The sequence below is a fragment of the Streptomyces sp. NPDC051555 genome (assembly GCF_044454405.1).
Classification (GTDB): domain Bacteria; phylum Actinomycetota; class Actinomycetes; order Streptomycetales; family Streptomycetaceae; genus Streptomyces.
Map to the genome: position 1 here is coordinate 521679 of NZ_JBITDP010000002.1, position 23324 is coordinate 545002.

At 68.2% G+C, this 23324-nt stretch carries 23 protein-coding genes and 1 pseudogene; 18 read left to right on the forward strand and 6 right to left on the reverse strand.

Annotation, left to right across the window (positions count from 1 at the left end; all coding sequences use genetic code 11):
* Positions 1-245 precede the first annotated feature (245 nt).
* The gene (locus ACIBEA_RS06800; protein ID WP_399259052.1) at positions 246-1307 is read left to right on the forward strand and encodes a PP2C family protein-serine/threonine phosphatase; all 1062 of its coding nucleotides are present in this window, start codon (positions 246-248) and stop codon (positions 1305-1307) included.
* 147 nt (positions 1308-1454) lie between these two features.
* Here the strand turns inward: ACIBEA_RS06800 and ACIBEA_RS06805 are convergent, their stop codons facing one another.
* Entirely contained in the window at positions 1455-1865 is a 411-nt protein-coding gene (locus ACIBEA_RS06805) for a four-helix bundle copper-binding protein (protein WP_399258725.1), read from the reverse strand.
* Positions 1866-2071: 206 nt separating this feature from the next.
* Here ACIBEA_RS06805 and ACIBEA_RS06810 point away from each other — a divergent pair, with 206 nt between their 5' ends.
* Positions 2072-2335, forward strand: a complete 264-nt coding sequence (locus ACIBEA_RS06810) for a hypothetical protein (RefSeq protein WP_399258727.1) — start codon at positions 2072-2074, stop codon at positions 2333-2335.
* Between the two features lie 11 nt (positions 2336-2346).
* Here ACIBEA_RS06810 and ACIBEA_RS06815 read toward each other — a convergent pair whose 3' ends face one another.
* Together ACIBEA_RS06815 and ACIBEA_RS06820 are read right to left on the reverse strand one after the other, a co-directional pair.
* Complete coding sequence (locus ACIBEA_RS06815) at positions 2347-2904, reverse strand: MarR family winged helix-turn-helix transcriptional regulator (protein ID WP_399258730.1); 558 nt, start codon at positions 2902-2904, stop codon at positions 2347-2349.
* 8 nt (positions 2905-2912) lie between these two features.
* The gene (locus ACIBEA_RS06820) at positions 2913-4760 is read right to left on the reverse strand and encodes a chloride channel protein (protein ID WP_399258732.1); all 1848 of its coding nucleotides are present in this window, start codon (positions 4758-4760) and stop codon (positions 2913-2915) included.
* 350 nt (positions 4761-5110) lie between these two features.
* Between ACIBEA_RS06820 and ectA the strand changes: the two genes are divergently transcribed.
* The 8 genes from ectA to ehuA all read left to right on the forward strand — a co-directional run bounded on the left by ectA (position 5111) and on the right by ehuA (position 11505).
* Positions 5111-5662, forward strand: a complete 552-nt coding sequence (ectA, locus tag ACIBEA_RS06825; RefSeq protein WP_399258734.1) for a diaminobutyrate acetyltransferase — start codon at positions 5111-5113, stop codon at positions 5660-5662.
* 79 nt (positions 5663-5741) lie between these two features.
* A complete protein-coding gene (ectB, locus tag ACIBEA_RS06830) occupies positions 5742-7010 on the forward strand; it encodes a diaminobutyrate--2-oxoglutarate transaminase (RefSeq protein WP_399258736.1) in 1269 nt (422 codons plus the stop codon).
* Positions 7011-7060: 50 nt separating this feature from the next.
* Positions 7061-7465 carry an ectoine synthase gene (locus ACIBEA_RS06835; protein ID WP_399258738.1) on the forward strand — a complete coding sequence of 135 codons (405 nt, stop codon included), beginning with the start codon at positions 7061-7063 and terminating at the stop codon, positions 7463-7465.
* A gap of 29 nt (positions 7466-7494) precedes the next feature.
* Positions 7495-8397, forward strand: a complete 903-nt coding sequence (gene thpD / locus ACIBEA_RS06840; RefSeq protein ID WP_399258740.1) for an ectoine hydroxylase — start codon at positions 7495-7497, stop codon at positions 8395-8397.
* 82 nt (positions 8398-8479) lie between these two features.
* A complete protein-coding gene (gene ehuB, locus ACIBEA_RS06845) occupies positions 8480-9397 on the forward strand; it encodes an ectoine/hydroxyectoine ABC transporter substrate-binding protein EhuB (RefSeq protein WP_399258742.1) in 918 nt (305 codons plus the stop codon).
* A gap of 11 nt (positions 9398-9408) precedes the next feature.
* Entirely contained in the window at positions 9409-10086 is a 678-nt protein-coding gene (gene ehuC, locus ACIBEA_RS06850) for an ectoine/hydroxyectoine ABC transporter permease subunit EhuC (RefSeq protein WP_399258744.1), read from the forward strand.
* Positions 10086-10721 (forward strand): ectoine/hydroxyectoine ABC transporter permease subunit EhuD, encoded by a 636-nt coding sequence (gene ehuD, locus ACIBEA_RS06855; RefSeq protein WP_399258747.1) that lies wholly within the window; start codon positions 10086-10088, stop codon positions 10719-10721. Before ehuC ends, ehuD begins: the two co-directional genes overlap by 1 nt.
* A gap of 22 nt (positions 10722-10743) precedes the next feature.
* Positions 10744-11505: an ectoine/hydroxyectoine ABC transporter ATP-binding protein EhuA gene (ehuA, locus tag ACIBEA_RS06860; RefSeq protein WP_399259053.1), complete on the forward strand. Its 762-nt coding sequence runs from the start codon at positions 10744-10746 to the stop codon at positions 11503-11505.
* Positions 11506-11565: 60 nt separating this feature from the next.
* On the opposite strand, the gene ACIBEA_RS06865 is transcribed toward ehuA, so the two are convergent.
* Together ACIBEA_RS06865 and ACIBEA_RS06870 are read right to left on the reverse strand one after the other, a co-directional pair.
* Positions 11566-12066: a universal stress protein gene (locus ACIBEA_RS06865; RefSeq protein WP_399258749.1), complete on the reverse strand. Its 501-nt coding sequence runs from the start codon at positions 12064-12066 to the stop codon at positions 11566-11568.
* A 742-nt stretch (positions 12067-12808) separates the two neighbouring features.
* Positions 12809-14296, reverse strand: a complete 1488-nt coding sequence (locus ACIBEA_RS06870) for a SulP family inorganic anion transporter (RefSeq protein ID WP_399259054.1) — start codon at positions 14294-14296, stop codon at positions 12809-12811.
* 316 nt (positions 14297-14612) lie between these two features.
* Here ACIBEA_RS06870 and ACIBEA_RS06875 point away from each other — a divergent pair, with 316 nt between their 5' ends.
* The 6 genes from ACIBEA_RS06875 (at position 14613) to ACIBEA_RS06900 (ending at position 19519) form a co-directional block, all read left to right on the forward strand.
* A complete protein-coding gene (locus tag ACIBEA_RS06875) occupies positions 14613-15038 on the forward strand; it encodes a MerR family transcriptional regulator (protein WP_399258751.1) in 426 nt (141 codons plus the stop codon).
* Positions 15039-15673: 635 nt separating this feature from the next.
* Positions 15674-16135: a hypothetical protein gene (locus ACIBEA_RS06880; protein ID WP_399258753.1), complete on the forward strand. Its 462-nt coding sequence runs from the start codon at positions 15674-15676 to the stop codon at positions 16133-16135.
* Between the two features lie 54 nt (positions 16136-16189).
* Entirely contained in the window at positions 16190-18388 is a 2199-nt protein-coding gene (locus ACIBEA_RS06885; RefSeq protein WP_399258755.1) for a DUF6571 family protein, read from the forward strand.
* Positions 18385-18951 carry a hypothetical protein gene (locus ACIBEA_RS06890; RefSeq protein ID WP_399258756.1) on the forward strand — a complete coding sequence of 189 codons (567 nt, stop codon included), beginning with the start codon at positions 18385-18387 and terminating at the stop codon, positions 18949-18951. The genes ACIBEA_RS06885 and ACIBEA_RS06890 overlap by 4 nt, the downstream gene beginning before the upstream one ends.
* Positions 18948-19271 carry a hypothetical protein gene (locus ACIBEA_RS06895; protein WP_399258758.1) on the forward strand — a complete coding sequence of 108 codons (324 nt, stop codon included), beginning with the start codon at positions 18948-18950 and terminating at the stop codon, positions 19269-19271. The genes ACIBEA_RS06890 and ACIBEA_RS06895 overlap by 4 nt, the downstream gene beginning before the upstream one ends.
* A gap of 89 nt (positions 19272-19360) precedes the next feature.
* On the forward strand, positions 19361-19519 hold the full coding sequence (locus ACIBEA_RS06900) for a hypothetical protein (RefSeq protein ID WP_399259081.1): 159 nt from the start codon (positions 19361-19363) through the stop codon (positions 19517-19519).
* A 158-nt stretch (positions 19520-19677) separates the two neighbouring features.
* Here ACIBEA_RS06900 and ACIBEA_RS06905 read toward each other — a convergent pair.
* Positions 19678-19899, reverse strand: a pseudogene (locus ACIBEA_RS06905) (hypothetical protein); the annotation flags it as partial.
* A 566-nt stretch (positions 19900-20465) separates the two neighbouring features.
* Here ACIBEA_RS06905 and ACIBEA_RS06910 point away from each other — a divergent pair.
* Entirely contained in the window at positions 20466-21077 is a 612-nt protein-coding gene (locus tag ACIBEA_RS06910; protein WP_399259055.1) for a hypothetical protein, read from the forward strand.
* A gap of 73 nt (positions 21078-21150) precedes the next feature.
* On the forward strand, positions 21151-23217 hold the full coding sequence (locus ACIBEA_RS06915; protein ID WP_399258759.1) for a flotillin family protein: 2067 nt from the start codon (positions 21151-21153) through the stop codon (positions 23215-23217).
* The last annotated feature ends 107 nt before the right edge of the window (positions 23218-23324 follow it).

The window sequence follows — 23324 nt, forward strand, 5'->3', positions numbered from 1 at the left end:
GTCATGACGACGAACCCAGCGGGTACGTAACAGTGACACGACAAGGTGATTCGCTTGGCAAACTTTTGCATAGTCTAAACGTGACACGTGACGGGGCGCGGATCAACAGCCGCGTACGCGTCGATCGACATGGACGAGTGCCGCTTTCCGCCGCGCTGACAAGGACCCGGGAGTACGACGTGGATCTCCGTAGTTCCGGGGGCGTCCCCGGCAAACCAGCGCTGCTCGCGATCCCCTTCGTGGTGATGGCCGTTGTCGCGGTGGCGGACGTCACCGCGGGACCGGGCGTCGGCCTGCTGCCCTTGGTCTCGCTCGGGCCTGCCTTCGCGGGCTTGGCGGGGAGCTGGCGCCGGACAGCCGCCATAGGCGCTGTGGCCATGGCACTGTGCTGCTCGTTGGGCCTCTACGACGGCCTGTTCGAGAATCGGCGCGGCTATACCGCACTGGCGGCTGTCGCCGGGGTGACGGTCGCGGGGGTCGCCGCCGCGGTGGTGCGCGGACGTCAGGAACGTGAGCTGGCGAGCGTCCGTACGATCGCCGAGGTGGCCCAGCGGGTCCTGCTGCGGCCGGTGCCGCGCAGCGCCGGGCACCTGCGCGCCGCGGTCTCGTACACCTCGGCGGTGGCGGAGGCGCGGATCGGCGGAGACCTGTACGAGGTGGTTCCCGTACCCGGCGGTGTCCGGGTGATCATCGGTGACGTCCAGGGCAAGGGACTGGAGGCGGTCGAGACCGCGGCCACCGTCCTCGGCGCGTTCCGGGAAGCCGCACATGACGAACCGCGGCTCACCGGCGTTGGCGCACGGGTGGAGCGTGCGGTCCAACGCACCCTGGAGGGTGAGGGCGACGGAGAGAAGTTCGTGACCGCGTTGCTGGCCGAAATCACCGAAGCGGGCGGTGTCGTCTTCCTCAATTACGGTCATGCGCCCGCGATGCTCGTACGGCCCTCACATCACGTGGTCTTCCCGGAACCTCCGCAGCACACTCCGCCCCTCGGCCTGGTATGGGGTGCCTCCGACTGCCCCGAGCCCTACAGCGTCGACTTCGGCCCTGGGGACCAGCTGCTCCTCTACACGGACGGCGTCTCGGAAGCCCGGAACGCGCACGGTGCCTTCTACCCCCTGGGAGAGCGGACCGGACTTCTGGCGGACCCCGATCCCCAGCACGCACTCGATGCGTTGCGCGAGGACGTCGTGGCCTACGTCGGCGGCCCTCTGCACGACGACGCGGCCATGCTGTTGTTGCGCTGCCGACAGTCGGCCGACGACGTCCCTGAGCGGTTGGCGAACGCGTCAGCGCCCCCGGTCTGAACGCCTTGGCCCGGCGCGTCTGCGGCGCGCCTGTCCGAGCAGGGCCGTCACGGCGACGAACGCCAAGACGATCAGCACGAGCGAGATCCAGAACCACAACTGCACGAGACGCTAACCTCCCGGTTCCTGATCGCGGACACGGACGCCTCACACCAGCACGGCGAAGATCTCCGTGCAGGCATGCTGGGAGTCGCGGCACTTCTCGGCACAGATGAGGCAGTGCCGGTGCTCCTTCGCCTGCGCGGCGCAACGGTCCGCGCAGCACGAGCAGGCCGTCGTGCAGGCCTGGAGCAGGCTCCGCATGAGCGCCGCATCGGACGCGGTCCGCCGGGAAAGGACCCTGGCCGTGGCCGCGCACACGTCGGCACAGTCCAGGGCAACCGTGACGCAAGCGGTCAGTTCCTCCGCGTCCCCCTCCGCGAGACAGGAGTCGGCGCAGGCCGTACACGCCTGCGCGCACACCAGACATGCTTCGACGCAGTGGGCCAGCTTTTCTGTCCGAGACCCATCTGCCCTTGCGGGGTGGGCGCCCATCATGGCGAACACCGTCGTGGTCATCGTCCGTCGCCTCGGCTCACGGGTTCGAAAAGAACCCCCTCTGTCAGCATCTTGCCGGGACGGACAATTCCAAACCTCCAGCCCGATGTCCTTCCCGACGAGGGGCACGATCAGGCCCTGCCACCACCTGTTAACGTCGGTGCCCCACTTGCTTCTGGGTACACGGCGGGAGCGCCCGGGGACGACGACGGGGTAGGTGAACTGTAATGGGAGTGGCACTGCTCTGCGCCGCCCTCGTGGTGGCCGCACTGGCCTTTCGTGGCGCCGTCACCGACCTCAGGGCCGGTGAGCGCCGACGCTCACGTCCACGGCGGCAGGCAGGCCGGCTGGCGACCACGGCCGTCGCGGTCACCGGCGTCATGCTCGCTCTCCTCAGCCGCCTCTCGGGATCGGGGCTGTGGCCTGCGGGCATCTTCCTCGGCTTCGCCCTGACCGCCGGCCTTGCCGCGGTTACGTTCGGGCGCCGCTGAGGCCGCCTTCGCTACGCCTCTTCCTGGTTTCGCCGCGGTGACGGGTCGCTCCATCCCAACGGGAAGAGCTGTCCTTCCACATCGGACACCAGGGGCTCTCCCCCGGCGGCGTTGAACGCGGTGAGCGCTCCGACAAGCGCGGCCCGCTGGCCGGGTTCGATGCGCGCGGCGATGGCCGCGATCTCGGTCCTGCGCCGGGCCGTTACCTCTTCCACGAGCCGCAGGCCGCCCGGTGTCACGGTCAGTATCGTCTCTCGGCGATTCTCGGGGTTGGGCCGCCGGTCGGCCAGCCCGACCGCGATCAGGCGGTCGACCATCCGCATCGCCGTCGACGGATTGACCCCCAGGGCTTCGGCGAGCACCACCAGCTTCGCCGCGCCCCTGGTGGCCAGCACGACCAGCATCCGGAACTGAGCCAGCGTGACTTTGTCTTCGGCAGCCGCCAGCGAGCGGGCGGAGACCGCCACGAGGAGCCGGGAGGCCGTCAGGAGGGCCCGGGTCACGTCGTCCACGTCGTTCGCGTCGTCCACGCCGAAGGGGGAATTCTCGGCTCGCGGGGAATCGGTCATACCCCTTTCTACCGCCTGTGCCCACCCTCACCTTGACCCGCCCCGCTTCCGCTCGGCGGATCGGGGTGCAGGGCACGCAAAGCGCTCTGGTGGGTCAGCCACCCGACCAGCAGTCCGTCCTGGGGGTCGAGGACTGGAAGCCCCGTCCCGGGGGACGGAGCAAGGACGTGCAGGGCTGCACCGAGGCTCATGTCCGACGTAAGCGGGTGCGGTTCTTCGACCAGGTCCGCAGCGGTCCGCGGCACTCCGGCCGAAGTATCGGGGGACTCGGCGAGCACTTCGGCGACGGCGCGGGCCGTGAGGGTCCCGCGGAACCTACCCTCGGCGTCCGTCACGGGCAGGACTCCGTGGGACGACAGGGACAGGAACTCGGCCGCGGCGGCCAGGCCGCACGTCGAGAGAAGCGGTTCCGGGGCCTTCTCCATCACCTCGGTGAGCGGCTGGCCGCCCAGTGGTGCGTCCGGTGCGGGGGCGTCGAGGTCGATCCCCCGCCGCCGTAGCTTGAGGGTGTAGATCGTGTCGTGCGACAACAGCTTGCCGGTCAGGGTCGCGAGGACGATGGCGAGCATCAACGGCAGGATGATCGAATACTCGCCGGTGAGCTCGAAGAGGATGACCACGGCCGTGATGGGGGCGCGGGACGCACCGGCGAACACGGCCCCCATACCGACCAGCGCGTAGGCGCCCGTGTTTCCGGCCGTCCCGGGCGCCAGTGTCTGGAGGACCGCGCCGTAGGCCGAGCCCAGCATGGCCCCCATGAACAGGCTGGGCGCGAAGACCCCGCCCGAGCCGCCGATCCCGATGGTCAGGCTGGTGGCGAAGATCTTGCCCACCAGCAGGAGCAGAAGGAACGACGCGGTGTAACCGCCCGCCACCGCGTTCTCCAACACCGGGTAGCCGACGCCGTACATCTCCGGAAGCGCCAGCAGGAGCACGCCGAGGAGGATTCCGCCGACGGCCGGCCGCAGCCACTCCGGTCCGCGCCAGGCCCAGTCGCAGGCGTCCTCGATCGCGTACAGGATGCGGGTGAACCCTACGCCGACCGCTCCCGCCACGATCCCGAGGAGGGCGAAGAGCGCGTACTGCGCGAGGTGCTCGACGTGGAAGGCCGGCAGCCTGAGGAAGGCCACGTCCCCGAAGGCCGCGCGCCCGACGATGCTCGCCGAGACGCTGGACAGGACCAGGGCGCCGAACGCCTCGATGGCGAAGTCCCGCAGGATCAGCTCCATGGCGAAGAAGACACCGGCCAGTGGAGCGTTGAAGGTGGCCGCGATGCCCCCGGCGGCTCCGCAGGCGACGAGGAGCTTCATCCGTCCCTCACCCACCTTGGCCAGGCGGCCGAGGGTGGAGCCGAGTGCGGATCCGATCTGGACGATGGGCCCCTCACGGCCGACGGACCCGCCCGAGCCGATCGTAAGGGCCGAGGCGAGGCCCTTGACCACGGAGACATTGGGATTGATCCGGCCTCCGCGCTGGGCAACGGCGAGCATGACCTCGGGCACGCCGTGCCCCCGGGCCTCCTTGGCGAACCGGTCGACCAGCGGCCCGTACAGCAGACCCCCGACGACCGGGGTGAGCAGGACGAAGAAGGGACCGAGCCACGGCACGTACGGGTTCGCGGCGTGTCCCGCACCCGCGTAGTCCTCGTGCCCCGTGAACAGCCAGGTGAACGACTTGATCAGCCAGCGGAACGCGATGGAGCCCAGACCCGACCCCACGCCCACGAGAACGGCCAGCGCCGCCAGGCCCCACTGTGCCTCCCGCACCGCGGCGAATCCGGGCCACCTGGCCCGGCCGCCCGGCCCACTGAAGGTAGGCCCTCGGTCAGTGTGATCTGCCCCGCGCTTCGTCGACATCCGCAGTTCCATCATTTTTGCATTATGCAAATGATGTCAAGGCGCCAGCCGGCCCGCTCAGCATCCGGACAGTCGGCGGCATCCATAACCCCGCAGCCGCAGACGAAACCCCCGGTCACCCGGCGAAGCCATAACGTTCAAGTCGCAAATTTGGCACAGAGCAAAGATGTTACTTTCTCGTTATAAATGGAGAGGTGTGGATAAAATATGCGGATTCTTCGGCGCAAAAGGTTCGCATCGACCATGCTTGCCTCCCTCAGGCGGACCACTTCCCATACCGCAACCGACGCACCTGCCACAACCCCCCAGCCCCATGCGATTTACTCCGGTGCTGGGTAACTTCGGCCCGCATGACCGCCCATGCAGAACTGGCCCATTACCGAAAGCACCTCCCTTCCGCTCCAACCGCCTCGACAGTGCGCATCGACCGGCCCAGCCCGGGGGACGGCCCCCTGCTGTGGCGCCTGGCGCGCGACTCCAGGACGCTCGACCTCAACTCGTCCTACAGCTACCTCCTCTGGTGCCGTGACTTCGCCGGCACGTCCGCGGTAGCCCGTGATTCCTCCGGGCGGGCCATCGGATTCGTCAGCGGGTACCTCCGGCCCGAAGCACCCGGCACCCTGCTCGTCTGGCAGATCGCAGTCGACGAATCGGTCCGCGGACTCGGGATCGCGGGGGCCCTGCTCGACGGCCTCTGTGCCCGCGTGGCCGCAGAGCACGGACTGAGTTCCCTGGAAACCACCATCTCCCCCGGGAACCACGCGTCGGAGCGGCTGTTCGCTTCGTACGCGGAACGGCACGGCGCCACCGTCGCCCGCGAAGTGCTGTTCCGCGCAGACGAGTTCCCCGAGGACGGGCACCACCCGGAAGTCCTCCACCGGATCGGACCGCTCATCTTCTGACCCGCTCCCCGGTCGGCCGGGCGCGCCCCCGGCACCCGTACCTCGAACACCACACACCGAACACCCACTGGAGAACGCCTTGACCATCACCGCACCGGTCCCGTCCGTCTTCGAGACCGTGGAATCAGAGGTGCGCAGTTACTGCCGCGCCTGGCCCGTCGTCTTCGAACGCGCCAAGGGAAGCCGGCTGTACGACGAGAACGGCCGCGGCTACCTGGACTTCTTCGCCGGTGCCGGATCCCTGAACTACGGGCACAACAACCCCGTCTTCAAACGCGCCCTGCTCGACTACCTGGAGCGGGATGGGATCACCCACGCGCTGGACATGTCCACGACCGCCAAGCGCGCCTTCCTGGAAACCTTCCAGTCCACCGTGCTCGCACCGCGCGCACTCCCCTACAAGGTCATGTTCCCGGGGCCCACCGGCACCAACGCCGTCGAGGCGGCCCTCAAACTCGCTCGCAAGGCCAAGGGCCGCGAGGCGGTCGTGTCCTTCACCAACGCCTTCCACGGCATGTCGCTCGGCTCCCTCGCCGTGACGGGCAACGCCTTCAAGCGGGCGGGGGCCGGCATCCCCCTGGTCCACACCACCCCCATGCCCTTCGACAACTACCTCGGCGGCAGGACTCCCGACTTCCTCTGGTTCGAGCGGCTGCTGGAAGACCAGGGCTCCGGCCTCAACCACCCCGCCGCGGTCATCGTCGAGACGGTCCAGGGCGAGGGCGGCGTCAACGTGGCTCGCGCGGAATGGCTGCGCGCCCTGGCGGACCTGTGCCGTCGCCGCGACATGCTGCTGATCGTCGACGACGTACAGATGGGCTGCGGCCGGACCGGCGAGTTCTTCTCCTTCGAGGAGGCGGGCATCACGCCCGACATCGTCACGCTGTCGAAGTCCATCAGCGGCTACGGACTGCCCATGGCCCTGTGCCTGTTCAAGCGCGAACTGGACATCTGGGAGCCGGGCGAGCACAACGGTACCTTCCGCGGCAACAACCCGGCCTTCGTCACCGCGACCGCGGCCCTGGAGACGTACTGGAGCGACGGCGCCCTGCGTGAGCGGACCCTGGTCCAGGGCGGACGCGTCGAGAGCGCCCTGCGCGACCTGTGCGCCGAACACGGCCGGCTGGGGGCGACGTACCGCGGCCGGGGGATGGTGTGGGGCATCGAGTTCACCCACAAGGAGCGCGCCGAGGCGGTCTGCCGCAAGGCGTTCGAGCACGGGCTCCTCGTCGAGACCTCCGGTCCGGAGGGCGAGGTCGTGAAGCTGCTGCCGTCGCTCACCATCACCCCGGACGAACTCGACGAGGGCCTGGCCATCCTGGCCCGCTCCGTTCGCGAAACCGCCTGATCGCCACACCAGCACGCCAGCACGCCAGACACGCCACGAAGGGCAGCACCATGATCGTCCGATCGTTCCGGGACATCGAGGGAACCGACCGCCATGTGAAGGCGGCGACGGGGACCTGGGAGAGCAAACGCATCGTCCTGGCCAAGGAACGCGTCGGGTTCTCCCTGCACGAGACCGTTCTGTACGCCGGCACCGAGACATCCATGTGGTACGCGAACCACGTGGAAGCGGTGGTCTGCACGGAGGGGGAAGCCGAACTCACCGACGAGGAGACGGGCCGGACCTACACCATCACGCCGGGAACCATGTACCTCCTCGACGGCCACGAGCGGCACACCCTGCGCGTGCTCAGGGAGTTCCGCTGTCTGTGCGTCTTCAACCCGCCCGTGACCGGCCGGGAGGACCACGACGAGAACGGCGTGTACCCGCTGCTCACCGAGCCCGAGCACAGCTGAACGCAAAGAGAGGAGAGGCAGGGACCACCATGACCCGTACATCCACCCGCACCGCGAACGACCTGTATCCGACCAGGGGTTCCGAGGAGGTGCTCATCGGCCGCAAGGACCCGGTCGTCTGGTCCCCGCCCGGTACTCCCGGACCTATGTGGGCCCACGAGCTGGAGAGCTACGACCGCGACGGCTTCCTCCCGGTCGACCACCTCATCACGCCCGACGAAGTGGACGTCTACCGGGCCGAGATGAACCGGCTGCTCTGCGATCCCTCCACGCTGGCGGACGATCGGTCCGTGGTGGAACCGAAGTCCCGGGAAGTCCGCTCCGTATTCGAGGTCCACCGGATCAGCGAGGTCTTCGCCGCTCTCGCAGCCGATCCGCGTGTCGTCGGCCGGGCCCGGCAGATCTTGGGCTCCGAGGTGTACGTCCACCAGTCCCGGATCAACGTCAAGCCTGGTTTCGGCGCCAGCGGCTTCTACTGGCATTCCGACTTCGAGACCTGGCACGCCGAGGACGGCCTGCCGCACATGCGAACCGTCTCGGTGTCCATCGCCCTCACGGAGAACTTCGCCACGAACGGCGGCCTGATGATCATGCCTGGCTCCCACCGGAGCTTCCTCGGCTGCGCAGGTGCGACCCCGAGGGACAACTACAAGAAGTCCCTCCAGATGCAGGACGCCGGTACGCCCTCCGACGATGCCCTGACCAGGTTCGCCTCGGCCTGCGGCATCAAGCTCTTCACAGGCAAGGCCGGATCCGCCACCTGGTTCGACTGCAACGCGATGCACGGCTCGGGCGACAACATCACGCCCTTCCCGCGCAGCAACGTCTTCCTCGTGTTCAACAGCGTGGAGAACCGCCCCGTGAAGCCCTTCGCCGCCCCAGTGCGCCGCCCGTCCTACATCGCCTCGCAGGACTTCACGCCCCTGCGTTGACGCGTCCGATCGGCCGGGTCCGTCCCGCCGCGCCGGACCCGGCCGATCCCTCCCTCCCCGCCCGGCCACCGAAAGGAACGAGATGCCCCAGCACAAGGCCCTCCCCCGAAGAGGGTTCCTCACCCGAACGGCAATGCTCGGGGGCGCTGTCCTGGCGCCGGGTCTGGTCACCGCCTGCAGCCGCACCCAGGTCGGCACCGGAGCTCCCGCCGACGACGGCGAACTACTGGCGAAACTGCGTCGACAGGGATACGTCCGTATCGGATTCGCGGGCGAGGCACCCTACGGGTTCAAGGACGGCAACCAGCTTGCGGGCGAGGCGCCCACCCTGCACCGGGAGATCTTCTCGGCCCTCGGCGTCGGCGACATGCGCCCTACCCTGACGGACTTCGGAGCGCTGATCCCCGGACTGCTGGCCGACCGCTTCGACGTCGTCAGCGCAGGCATGGCGATCACTCCCGAGCGCTGCGCCAAAGTCGCCTTCTCCGAGCCCGAGTTCGTCTCCCCCACGGCGCTCATGGTCCCCAAGGGCAACCCCAAGGGCCTGAGCGACCTGAAGTCGGTGGCCGCCGCGGACATCACCGTGGGCGTGCTGACCGCCGCCGTCGAGGCGACTTACGCGAAGGGGGCCGGCGTCGCCGATTCATCGGTCAAGTCGCTCGCCAAGCAGCAGGACGGGCTCGACGCCCTGGTGGCCGGGCGGATAGACGCCTTCGCGCTGACCGGCATCTCGCTGCGCTGGCTGGCCAAGACGAACACCGGCGCCCTGGTGGACGTACTGGATCCGTTCGTTCCGCTCCTGAACGGGAAACCGCAGTACAGCCCCGGGGGCGCGGTCTTCCGGCCGGGTGCCACGGCCCTGCGCGACGCGTTCAACCAGGAACTGGCGAAGATCACCGGCGATCCGGGCCACTACGTCACACTGATCGGGAAGTACGGGTTCACCGAACGGGAGGTTCCGCCCACCACGCTGCGGACCACCGACCTCTGCGCCGCGTGACGAGCCCTCACATGACCCACTTCTTCGACGAACTCACCCGTTCGCTGCCCAGCGTCGGCCAAGGGATCGCGGTCACGCTCCTGGCCACCGCGCTCAGTGCGGCCGTGGCGCTGATCGTGGCTTTCGGCTTCGGGCTCATGACGCGCTCGCCCCGGCTGCTCCTGCGGGGACCGGCCCGGTTCACCGTGGAGTTCTTCCGGGGCACGTCCCTGTACGTGCAGTTGTTCTGGCTGTTCTTCGCCCTTCCCGTCCTCGGGTTCCGGCTGGAGCCCATGGCCTGCGCCGTCGTAGCCTTCGGCCTGAACTTCGGCGCCTACGGCTCCGAGGTCGTACGCGGGGCGATCGACGCGGTCCCCCGCGCTCAGTGGGAGGCGTCGCTCGCGCTCGGGATGAGTCCGCGAAAGCGCATGACCCGGGTCGTCCTGCCCCAGGCCTGGGTGCAGATGATCCCGCCGTTCGGCAACCTCCTCGTCCAGCTCCTGAAAGCAACTCCCCTGCTGTCCCTGATCACGATCGCCGACCTCACCTTCGAGATGGATCAGCTGAGGTCGCTCACCGGCAGCACGGCCCAGGCCTACCTCGCCATCCTGGTCATCTACTACGCCATCGCCGCAGGGATCAACTCCTTCATGAAGGCGGCGGAGTCCGCGGCGAAGACCCGGCTGGGTCAGGACGCGGGGGGCTCCTGATGTGGTCCTGGGAGACGGCCCGCGAGGGGCTGCCCGTGGTCCTGGACGGCTTCGGCATCACCCTGCTCGCGACCGCGCTTGGCTCCGCCGTCGCGTTGGTGCTGGGCCTGTTGATGGCCGTACTGTTGCGCACGCCGACACGCTGGGTCACCCTCCCCCTGCGCCTGGCCGCGGACTTCGTGCGGTCCACCCCGGTGATGATCCAGTTGTTCGCCGCCTGGGTGCTCGTTCCCGGCCTGGACGCGCTGGCCCTCGGCATCGTCGTGCTCGGCGTCCACTACGCGACGTACACCTGCGAGGTGTACCGGGCGGGAATCGACGCCGTCCCCGAGGGCCAGTGGGAAGCCTGCACCGCGCTCTCCCTGCCGCGCCGACGGGTGTGGCGGGCGGTGGTGCTCCCGCAGGCGGTGCGCAACGTGCTGCCCGCCCTGGGCAATTACGTGATCTCCATGTTCAAGGAAACCCCGTACTTGTCGGTGATCGCCGTCCAGGAGATGGTCCACCGGGCGAACGAGTACGGCAGCGTCCACTTCGCCTACCTCGAAGCCTTCACGCTGGCTGCCTTCGTCTTCCTCCTCGCCGGTTACCCCACCTCCGCACTCATGAGACGACTGGAGAATCGCCTTGCCCAGTGAGACACGGCTCACGGAGACCGCGATGGTCCGCTTCGAGGGCGTCGTCAAACGCTTCGGCGACCAGACCGTGCTCGACGGACTCGACCTCGGGGTCGCCCGAGGCGAGAAGGTCACCTTGATCGGGCCCAGCGGCTCCGGCAAGACCACCATCCTGCGGCTGCTGATGACCCTGGAGCGGGTCAACGAGGGAACCATCCACGTGGACGGGAGCCCTTTCTCCCACATGCCGGACCGTCATGGAGGCGGCCTGGTGCCCGCGGACGAGAAGTACCTCGCCGGGCCGCGCCGCCGTATCGGAATGATCTTCCAGCAGTTCAACCTCTTCCCGCACATGAAGGTGCTGGAGAACGTGATGGAGGGTCCCGTCCACGTACTGGGCCTGAGTAAGGAGGAGGCCGCGGAGCGGGCACGAGAACTCCTGGACCTCGTCGGCCTCGACGACAAACGGGACGCGCACCCGACACGGCTCTCCGGAGGACAGCAGCAGCGGGTCGCCATCGCCCGGGCCCTGGCCATGCGGCCGGACGTGCTGCTGCTCGACGAGGTGACCTCCGCCCTGGACCCGGAGCTGGTGGTCGGCGTTCTCGACGTGCTGCGCGACATCGCGCGCACCACCGACATCACCATGCTCTGCGTCACCCACGAGATGGGCTTCGCCCGCGACGTATCGGACCGGGTCCTCATGTTCGACCACGGCCGCGTCCTGGAGTCCGGCCCACCGGAACAGCTCTTCGAGACCCCCGCACACGAGAGGACCAAGGCCTTCCTGGGCGCCGTGCGCTGAGCTCCACCGTGCGAACCAACCGCGACCGGCAGAGCACGGCGGCCCTGACCTCCACCCGCCTCAGGCTGCCGGAGTTACGGGCTCTTCGCCCACGCGCGCACCGACTTCGTCGTCCTCGGTCACACCAGGGCGGACTACGACCACCGGGCATCCGGCGTGCACGGCGCAATGCCGACTGACCGATCCCAATAGCAGGCTCAAGAGCCCACCCCTGCCTCTGCTGCCCACCACCAGGGCCTCGGCCCCGGCCGAGGCCCTGATCAATGCTGTCGCCGGATCTCCCTCTACGAGACGCTGTTCCAGCTGCGGCATCTCTCCGGTTTCGGCGATCACCCTGGCGACTTGTTCGGCCAGATCCTGCTTGATCCCTGAAGTGTTCACATCCGCAGATTCCGACGGTGGCGCCCATCCCGGCCCGCTGGACACGTCGTACGCCGCTACTACGACGACGGTCGCACCAATCAGCCGCGCATAGCGCACCGCCCACCGAAGGGCTTCGTAGGAGGTGGAGGAGCCATCCACCCCTACAACAACTAGCGGCGTCCTCTCATCGCTGCCCATACGACGCACCTCACTTCCATTCGGCGCGTGGACGCCTACCCGAACGATGTGTGCTCCTCCTTCCTCCTCCCACTGTCCTGGGTCTCGACCCAGCGGCCCCATGCTCTCGGGCACAGCTCAGAACAGCAGCCGCATGCGACCCGACCCAAAGTCCCTCATTCGGATACGCGGCCACACACCTGGCCCTCCGGCCCGGTCGGCGTTCGGCTCCCGGCGTCTTCCCCGATCAGCCGTCCGGCATGCCGATCGACTGTTCAGGAGAGTCGGGCCTTGACCAGGGCTGCCGCGAGCAGCGCCAGGCACTCGGCGCATACGCCGGAGGTGATCTTCTTCGCGTCGGAGACAGAGCCGTCGCCCAGGACGACGACGGTGACCGCGGCTGCGGTGTCCAGGGGCGAGGCGAATCCCCAGCCGCCCGACGGTCTCGCGGGAGCACCCCGCCAGCGCGATCCGCAGCAGGCCAGGCACCAGCCACGGCCTCACCCGTTCATCGGGGCCCCACGGCGCCGATCGCCTGCACCCACCCCGCCGGACAGGCTCGCAGGTCGGAGCCTTGGCTCCGCTCTGCGAGCAATTCGAACGGCGCGCCCGCTAAGCCCACTCCCTTTACGGGCTGGACGCCGCGGAAGCAAGCGCGCTGCTCAGCGGCTTGGCCGATCGGTGAGACTCCATTCCTTCGGACGACCCGCAGAACCAGCTCGACCGGCGCACACCCGACCGACCGCGCGAGGCACCCGAAGCGTCAGTGGCCGGAGACCTCGCCGCTGAGCCTGGCGTGCAGATCTGCGCTGGCGTGGTTGAGGCCGGTGATCTCGACCGTCTTGCCCCGCGCCGCGTACTTCGTCTCGACGGCGTCGAGGACCGCGACGGACGAGGCGTCCCAGACGTGGGCGGCCGACAGATCGACGATGACCCTGTCGGGATCCCCCGCGTAGTCGAACCGTCCGATGAGGTCGTTGGCGGAGGCGAAGAAGAGTTCCCCGGTCACGGCGTAGACGACCGTGGTCCCGTCGGGGTCGGTGACGGAGGTGACATCGGCGAAGCGAGCGACGCGCCGGGCGAAGATGACCATCGCCGTGACAGAGCCGGCGACGACCCCGACGGCGAGGTTGTGCGTCGCGACAACGCAGAGCACGGTGAGCACCATGACCGCGATCTCCCCGGCCGGCATCCGCCGCAGGGTCGCGGGGGCGACGGAATGCCAGTCGAAGGTAGCGAAACACACCATCACCATGACGGCGACCAGAGCGGCCATCGGGATGTCGGAGACGACCGGCCCGAAGGCGATGCACAGCACCATGAGGAACACGCCCGCGAGGAACGTCGAGAGCCGGGTGCGGGCCCCGGACACTTTCACGTTGATCATGGTCTGGCCGATCATCGCGCAGCCACCCATACCGCCGAAGAAGCCGGTGACGATGTTGGCAACGCCCTGGCCGACGGACTCACGGGTCTTGGAGGAGCGGGTGTCGGTGATCTCGTCCACGAGCTGCGCCGTCATCAGCGACTCCATCAGTCCGACGAGCGCCATCGCGAAGGCGTACGGAGCGATCGTCGTCAGCGTGTCCACCGTGAACGGGACGTCGGGCAGGCCGGGCACGGGCAGGGAACTAGGCAGCGCGCCCTTGTCGCCCACGGTGGGCACCGCGATCCCTGCGGCGACGGTGATCACGGTCAGGGTGACGATGGAGACCAGCGGGGCAGGAATCACCGTGGTCAGCTTCGGAAAGAACACCATGAGCGCGAGACCGGCGGCGACGAGCGGGTACACCGGCCACGGTACGTCGCTCATCTCCGGCACCTGCGCCATGAAGATCAAGATGGCGAGGGAGTTGACGAAGCCGACCATGACCGAGCGGGGGACGAACCGCATCAGCTTCGCCACTCCGAGTGCCCCGAGCACGATCTGGAAGACACCGGCCAGGATCACCGCCGCGACCAGGTAGCCGAGACCGTGCTCCCGGTTCAGGGGCGCGATCACGAGGGCGACGGCACCGGTCGCGGCGGAGATCATCGCGCGTCGGCCACCGACGACGGAGATGACCACGGCCATCGTGAACGAGGCGAAGAGCCCGACCGCCGGGTCCACACCGGCGATGATCGAGAACGAGATCGCCTCCGGGATCAGCGCGAGCGCGACGACGAGGCCGGCCAGCACCTCGGTGCGCCACACCCGGGGATCGGAGAGCCAATCGGGACGTAGCGCCCTCATGCGCGCGGCCGAGGACATGAAGTATGCAGAGGTCAAGGGTTAAGAACCTGTCGGGCTCGGGCACGTCGGTAGACCGGGGCGCGCGGAAGCGGGGTGCAGCCACTCCGCGCGTATCAGGAGCGCGCGGATTCCTGCGGGCACACCTGGAAGGACGCCGCAGACTTGCGCGCTCGGCCTCCTGTAAGTGCCGGTGTCTTCATCGGGGCGCCGTCGGCCCGACGGTGAACGTCAGAGCGCTACGCAGCGCCACAATGTCGACAACTCTACCCTAACGTTAGAGTAGGTATAAGTGGATGTGGAGATACACTCCGGCGTTGAGGAACGGGAGAGCGGAATGACTGGCGCGGACGCCGAAAAGCACATGCAGATCGGCGAGGTCGCCGCACGCACGGAACTCTCTCTGCGCACCATCCGGCACTACGAGGAGACCGGCCTGGTCACCCCCTCCGCCCGCTCGCAGGGGCGCTTCCGCCTCTACACGGAGACCGACGTCGCCCGTCTCATGGTCATCCGCCGGATGAAGCCGCTCGGTTTCACGCTTGACCAGATGCGCGACCTCCTGGAGGCCACCGACCACCTCGACTCGGCCGAGTCGCTCGACGCGACGCGGAGGGACGAGCTACTGGAACGGGTGAGGACCTACGAGCAGGCCGCGATCGAACAGGTGGAGAAGCTGCGCGTCCAGCTGGACCGGGCCCAGGACTTCGCCGCGACGCTCAGCAGCCGCCTCGACTCCGTTGAGTGGCAGAGCACCCACTGATCCATCCCTCGCCCCCTGACCCTCCATGGGCGTTCCGAGCACGGCCGAACGGAAACTCGCCTCGCCACCAGGCCGACGCGATCTCCACCACGCGAGTTCCCTCGTCTTCCGCCCCGATCGGCCCTTGGGCGGAAGGAGGCCACGCCGAGTTTCAGTGCGACGCCGAATTCACACCGACCGCCGCACACACCAAGGTTGCGCCCGGAGAGGCGCCGGCCAGGCGCGGAATCGCGTTGACGGGTGCGGCGGCATAGTTCAGCAGGCAGGCTGCGCCCCGATCACGGGCTCCGGTTTGTGCCGCCTGCGGCGGACCTGGTCGGCCGGCATCGCGGGCGCTGACGGAAGCAGGAGACTCACCGTCCGGGCGGTCGGCGGCATCGGTGTCGACGTCCGGCAACACGGACACTTGCTCCGACGTCATGGCCTACTGGTGCGCGGTGGCGTCGTACGCGGCGCGGCCTGTGCGACACGCGGCGCCCAACTGGGCTGGCAGCGTTGCGAACTGTTCCGGCCTGGGTAGCGTTCGATCGCGCGCAGCCCGTACGTATGATCGATCATCTGTGGCCGTTCGCTACCCAGGTGGGTAGCGTGGCCTGCGGGGCAGGTCTACGACCAGCAACACGGGGGTGCTGACAATGTCGTTCGAAGAAGAGTGGGCCGCGGACAAGGCAGCCGTCACCATGAGATTGAACCAGGTGGACAGTACGGGCGGTTCGGCGCCGAAGCCGGGCTCGGCCGACTACGTGGTCGAAGACGACGATCTCGGGGAGATCGGCCATGCCTCCCACGGCCTCTTCAATGGCCTGGAGCCCGCGGGGAAACACGCGAGCGCGGCCAGCGAGAGTGCCGGGAGCAGCCTGAAGGGTGACGGCTTCGATACGGGTGCCGCGCTGTCGGAGGTGAACAAGATCTGGGAGACGCAGGTGAGGACCCTTCTCCAGGCATGCGCGCACATCTCTAATCACCTCGACTACACGAAGAAGTCCAGCAAGGCCAATGACGACTGGATCGCCGCACAGCTGCGCATCGTCGGGCCCGTTGTGCCGGGCAGTGAGGGCGCCGTGTCCGCGTCCAAGATCAGCCAGTTCTTCCGGTAAGGAGCCACAGCCATTCCCACCTTCGAGCAGCTCCTGAATGCCAAACTCGGCCCGATGGACACCGCGGTCACTCAATGGACGGAGATGATCGCCAAACTGACGCAACTCAAGACCGATGCGTCGGCCATGAAGTCCAAGGCCGACAAGTCCACCTGGAGAGGCGAGAACGCCTCCGTGACGAAGGAGTTCGTCACCAAGACCGCCAAGGAATTCGGTGATGCCGTCACCGAGGCCGAGTCCGTGCGCGACCTCCTCCAAGATGCCCACGCCCTGTTCAAGACCGCCTATGACGACCTCAAGGCAACGTACGAGAATCCTCCACCGGGTATCACCATCTACCCGAACGGCGTGCTCAGCCATCGTGCCCACCCCGACCGCCGGTCTAAGGACAGCACCGAACCGGTAGCGACCGAGGCGCAGTTCGACGCTCTGCGCGGCAAGATCGAAGGCATTCTGCAGCGGGCCAGTGAGGCCGACGAGCTGTGTGCCTGGGGGCTGCGCGCGCTGGTGAAGAACCACCCCAACGACTTCGGGAGCACCGACCTCGGCGGTGTCGCCGACGCCAAGAAGATGCGCGCCGAGGAGAAGCAGCAGACGGAGAACGGCCGCGAGGCCGCCAAGCTCTACGCCCGCTGGGACTACCTCGACGACAAGGAGCGCGAGCGGCTCCTCACGCTCGTCGAAGGCGGCCAGAACTCGCCAGCGTTCTCCGCCGAGCTGATGACGAATCTCAGCTACAGCGGCCGCGAGGACCAGGAAGCGGTGCTGCTACTCGCCAGCAGCCTGGAGCACGGCGGCCGCGACGGCCAGGTCTCCGCCACCGATGCCCGGCTCTACAAGGCCCTCTCCGGCAGCCTCGCCACCGCCACCGGCCCCGACTCGCCGATCGGCTCTCCCGGCGGCGTGACCTCGGCCTGGACCGATCGGCTCATCACCACCGCCCGGAACGGAAATGGTCTGCCCAACCAGCACCCGGGGCAGCTCAAGGGCGGAACGGCGGGCTGGAACGCCCTGACCGACCTGATGGCCGCCGACGCCGGGGACAAGCCGTACGACCCGAAGGACCCCAAGGACAGTCCGTTCCGGAAGGACAAGGGCGACCCCGTTTACAGCGAGGCCTTCCTGAAAGAGGTCGGCAACGGCATCCGCGAGTGGGAAACCCACGACAAGGACGCCTACGACGGGGTCATGAAGAACTGGCAGGGGACGCAGGAGGACCCGATGAAGGGTCTGATGAACGCGATGAGCCGCAACCCTTCAGCGGCCACCCACTACTTCGATCCCACCACGACGGACAACCTGAAGTACTTCCTGGAGGACCGGCACTGGCCGGGTGGCGACGTCCAGGACAAGATGCCCGAGGACCTGCAGCGCACCTCCGCCCGCGCCGAGTTCGGTGCCGCCATGGAGGCCGCGGCCACGGGCCGCGAGCCGGGCAGCCCGCTGCACGGCGTCCCCGCCCACCATGACGGCGCGGAGACAGCGATCTTCGAGCGGATCATCAAGGAGTACAGCGGCGACGAGGCTCAGAAGAACCAGAGCGCCGTTCCCCTGCCCATGCGTACGAGCATGGGCAACATGATCGGCGACTACGCCTCGGACGTGCACCAGATACTCGGCAAGAACATGGACGGGCACACCGAGTTCAACGACCTCAAGGTCGACCGGGGCGACCTTACGCGCGTCATCCGCGGCGTTGCCGAGGACCCCAAGGCGTTCGGCGTCATCCACCACTCGCAGAGCGTGGTCATCGCCGACGGCCTCAACCGCTTCCCCGAGGACTCGTACCGCCACGAAGACCCCCAGCTGCGCGCGTGGGTCAAGCAGTCAGCATCGGTACTCGGCCACCTCGACGGCGTGCGCGGCGACGTCATCTACGACCTCGGGCAGGCGCAGAAGGACGTCAACGGCTGGAACAAGATGATGGATTACCACGTGTACGGCGCGCCTCTGACGGCCATCCCCGTCGTCGGTGACGTGCTCCAGCGCTCAGTCGACGTCGGCACGGCCGCGTACATGACTGACCTCAACGCCAAAGTTGACGCCGAGACCCGCAACAACATGGTCAACCACTACGAAAACGGCGAGAACCAGATGTACACCACGATGCGCGATGTGGCGACAGCCAAGGGCCTCCACCCCTCGGAGCTGGACGCGAGCCCGGGGGAGTACGAAGACGGGCTCCAGCCGACCGCCGAGCAGTGGTACCAGGCAGGCATCAAGGATGCCGATATGAAGATGGGCGAGCGGTGAACCGAAAGCACCTCGTGCTGCCGACGGCACTGATCGTCTGCGGGGCGGCCATCGCGTTCACCCTGTGGTCCGGTGGTGAAGAGCCGGAACCGCCGCAGCGCCTGTGCTTCGGGACGCTCGACGAGCGGACCGCGGGGCTCATCGACGACGGGCAGGGCGGGCGGGTCGGCTTCGGGGAGTTCGAACGCAAGGGGCAGGGCGACCACGCCTTCTTCCGCTCGTGCATCGCCCAGCGCACCAACCCGGATGGCGACACGACCCGAACAACCATCTACTCGCTGACCATGCAGGATTCGAAGAGCGGCACCGGGCTGCCGGGGGGCGCCGTGCCGCTCGGCGGCGGACTCGCCGGCTGGGCACTCCCCGACAAGGCCGAGGCTCAGCTGCCTGCAGGCTGCGCCGGCCGCTTGGGGTCTACCGCGCCGTACATCGTGGTGAGTCTCAGCGCACCCTTTCAGGAGGAGAAGAAGGGCATCGTGGACCGGGACACCGCGATCCGCAACAGTGCCACGGTGGTGAGCGAGAGCGCGACCAACCTCGCGCGCCTCTCTGGCTGCTCATGAACAAGAAGTACCTGGTGCTGCCAACCGTGCTCGTGGTGGTGGCGGCAGTCGTCGCCGCCATCCAGCTGTGGCCCAGCCCGCTGAAGGACCTGCTTGCGCAGAACTTCTGCCTCGGCATGCTCACCGAGAACACGACGGGTCTGTCGTCCGACGGAACGAGCGGCCGGGTCACCGTCGACGAGCACAAGACCGGCAAGTCTGGGGTGGACCCAGCCTTCTCCACCATCCGCTTCGTCAACCGGGACCCGGAGGGCGACGCAGCAGAGCGGCCCCAGTACACCCATGACACCCGGGCCAGCGGGGCCCTGAAAGACCGGTAAAGGGTGCCACCCGTCTCACCGAAGGCCGCTCGGGATAGGTCAGCCCCCCGCAGAGCTAGGCCCAGCTCCCCGCGGGGTGCCCGAGGAGGATGAAGGCGGACGCCCAGTACGTCACATTCACGCTGAAGGTCGCACCCGGCGTCGTCGTGGCAAAGAACTGGGACGACGCGGCCCTCACCGCGATCTCCCGCACCTTAATCCTGGAGGCCGTCGACAATCTCGCCAAGCAATACGACTGCGAGGCATAAAGTCGGCGCTGCACGAGCGGTGAGCCGGGAAGCGTCGCCGACAGGTCGGGGCTGGACGCAAGCACGAACCGGCTCTCAAAAACCAGGGGTTGGTCAACCCGGTCATCGGACTCCACCACTGCTTCCTTCGTCGGGAAGTGCCGGAAGAAGGTCAGGCGGGAGACGCCGGCCGCGGCGGCGATCAGCTCGACGGTGGTGTTCTGGTACCCCTTCGACCAGGAGGAGGCGCAGCGCCTCTTCCTGGACCGTCCGGCGCGTGTGGGCCTTCTCCTCGCGCAGTCCAGGGGGCGGTCTACCGGGCCATACGAGCAGAGCCCATCGCGTGGGCAGTTCCGCGTACGGCCGGGTCGGCGTGCCGTCTGCGCGGGTGCAGGCGACATCCGGGACGCGGTCTCCTCGCCGGAGGCTCCGGCCGTACGGGAAGCCGACACCGAACGTTGCCGCCCGATAGGTCAAGGTCAGTTGCGAGGACTTCGCCCACAGGCGCTGTTGGACGAAGGGCGGGTCCAGGAGCGGGACGAAGACGTGGTCATACAGCGCTCTCGCTCTCGCCCACCATGTCCTCCCGAGGATCACCCCCCGTCATGGCGCTGGTGGAGCTCGGCACCTCAACCGCTACGGGCCTGCGCTTCAACATCCGGTCGCCGCGGACCTCGCGATCCGCGAGGCGGAGCCGGGCCTGCCCGGCGTGCTGTTCCACGTCGAGGAGTCCACCACCCCATTCGACCTCGACGCCGAGCACTTCTCCAAGTACAGGCTCGCCCCCCTCCGGCATCAGGAACGCGTAAAGACTGCCGAGGTACGGCAATGCGAGCGGGTGGCCCTGCCCGCCAGGATGGGCTTCAAGGAGCCCGTGGCAGGCCGCGATGCCGAGCTTCGGAAACGGAACCGGGGTACACCGCCGTCCTGTCACTCAACGCAACACGCACTGACGATGGGGGGGACCATGAGCGATTTCACCGCTGCCGCGTTCGGTTTTCCCGCCGCGCTGTTCAGCGCGGCGCTCATCGTCGTGATCGCCTTCTGGCTGCTCGTCCTGTGCGGCGCCGCCGAGCACGACGGTCCGCTCGGCCACACCTACGGCCACGCGGCCGGCGTCGGCGGTGTCCCGGTCACGGTCACCGTGTCCCTTGCGGTCGCCGTCGCCTGGTTCGCCTGTATCACCGGCTCGGTTCTGGTCGCTCGTCTACAGGCTCCCGATGCGGTGCGGGCCGGACTCGACGTCGGGGTACTGGCTGCGGCTCTGCTGCTCGCCTGGGGGGTGACACGGTTCGTGGTACGACGCTTTCGCGGCCTCTTCCCCGACCTGCCACCGCCGTCCAGGCTCGACTTCATCGGCCTGACGTGCACCATCCGGACCGGCTCAGTCTCCGCGAGCTTCGGCCAGGCCGAGGTCGCCGCGGCGGACGGCTCGACCGCGGTGGTCCAGGTCCGGCAGCACGGGCACGACGACCTGCGGTCCGGGAGCACGGCCCTGCTGTACGCGTTCGACGAGGACGGCGAGTTCTTCTGGGTCGCCCCTTTCGATCCGGCGCTCGACCCACGGGCCACAGCCTGAGCCGCACTGCTCGCCCTTCTTCTCAGTCCCCCTACACCCGCTTTCGCCACACCTTCATCGCAAGGACCTCACCATGGATGCCATCTCCCTGGGCTTCGGCATACTCGTCGCCGTCGTCCTGCTCGTCGTGATCACGCTGCTGCTGGTGGTCAGCAGGCTGTTCCGCAAGGTGGAGCAGGGCCGCGCCTTGATCATCTCCAAGACCAAGAAGGTGGACGTCACCTTCACCGGAGCCGTCGTCCTTCCGGTGCTGCACAAGGCCGAGTACATGGACATCTCGGTGAAGACGATCGAGATCCGCCGCACCGGGCGGGAGGGGCTGATCTGCCAGGACAACATCCGCGCGGACATCCACATCAGCTTCTTCGTCCGGGTCAACAAGACCGTCGAGGACGTCATCAAGGTCGCCCAGGCCATCGGCACGGCGACGGCCAGCGACAAGTCGGCGATCCAGAACTTCTTCGCGGCCAAGTTCTCCGAGGCCCTCAAGACCGTCGGCAAACAGCTCGACTTCGTCGACCTCTACACCAAGCGCGAAGAGTTCCGGGACCGGATCATCCAGGTCATCGGCACCGACCTGAACGGCTATCACCTCGACGACGCGGCCATCGACTTCCTCGAGCAGACCCCCATGACGCAACTGGACGCCGCGAACATCCTGGACGCCCAGGGCATCCGGAAAATCACCGAGCTGACGACCGTCGAGCACGTGCGCACCAACGAGTTCCAGCGCACGGAGGAGAAGGAGATCACCCGGCAGAACGTCGACGCCCGCGAGGCCATCCTGGAGCTGGAGCGGCGCCAGAGCGAAGCCGAGATCAAGCAGCGCCGTGACGTGGAGACCGTCCGGGCGCGCGAGGAGGCCGAGACCGCGCGTGTGCAGGAGGAGGAGCGACTGCGCGCGCAGGGTGCCTTCCTCAGGACGGAGGAGCAGCTCGGCATCCAGCGGGAGAACCAGGCCCGTGAGGTGGCGGTCGCGGCGAAGAACCGCGAGCGGGTCATCGCGGTGGAGAACGAGCGGATCGAGAAGGACCGGATGCTGGAGGTCATCGCACGGGAGCGGGAGACCCAGCTGTCGCGGATCGCGGCCGACAAGGAGGTCGAGACCGAGAAGCGGGACATCGCCGAGGTCGTACGGGAGCGGATCGCGGTGGACCGTACCGTCGCCGAGCAGGAGGAATCCATCAAGAAGCTCCGCGTCGTCGAGGAGGCCGAACGGACCCGGCAGGCCGTGGTCATCGCGGCCGAGGCCGAGGCCCAGGAACACCTGGTGAAGGACATCAAGGCGGCGGAGGCCGCGGAGGCCGCCGCAGTGCACCGGGCAGCCGAACAGCTGACGCTGGCCGAGGCCCGCGTCAAGGCCGCCGACCTCGATGCCCGCGCCAAGCTGAGGCTCGCGGAGGGCATCCAGGCCGAGACCGCGGCGCCCGGGCTGGCCGCCGTACAGGTCCGTGAGAAGGAGGCGGACGCGATCGAGAAGGCGGGTCTGGCGGAGGCGCACGCCACCGAGGCGCGGCTGAAGGCGCAGGCCGAGGGGACGAGGGCGCAGGCGGGCGCGGACGCGGCGATGATCGGCGAGAAGCTGAAGGCGGAGGCCGCGGGCCTAACGGAGAAGGCCGCGGCGATGGCCGCCCTGGACGAGGCCTCGCGCGGGCACGAGGAGTACCGGCTGCGGCTGGCTGCGGAGAAGGAGATCCGACTGGCCGGTCTCGACGTGCAGCGGCAGGTCGCCGAGGCGCAGGCCATGGTGGTCGCGGCCGGGCTGGAGAAGGCCGACATCAACATCGTCGGCGGCGACTCGGTGTTCTTCGACCGGCTCGTGTCCTCGATCTCGCTCGGCAAGGGCATCGACGCGTTCGTCCAGCACTCCGACACCGCGCAGGCGCTCGCCAAGCCCTGGCTGGACGGCACGTCCGACTTCACCGAGGACATCACGCGCGTCCTCGGTTCGTTCTCGACCTCCGACGTGCAGAACCTGACCGTGTCCGCACTGCTGATGAAGCTGATGCAGGGAGGGAACGCCCAGGCCGGGCCCCTGGGCGAGCTGTTGGAAAAGGCCGACCAGCTCGGACTCGCCGACATGCCCCTGACCAAGCTGGGCGCCGGCCTCAACGGATCGGCCGCCAAGACCAAGGCCTGATCCGGAGCTTCCCGTACCTGAATCTCCCGGCAGCCGGGGCCGCCGCACACCTCACCGCGGCTCCGGCCCGTTCCAGGCCCGATCACCGCACATCCCGTACGCATCCG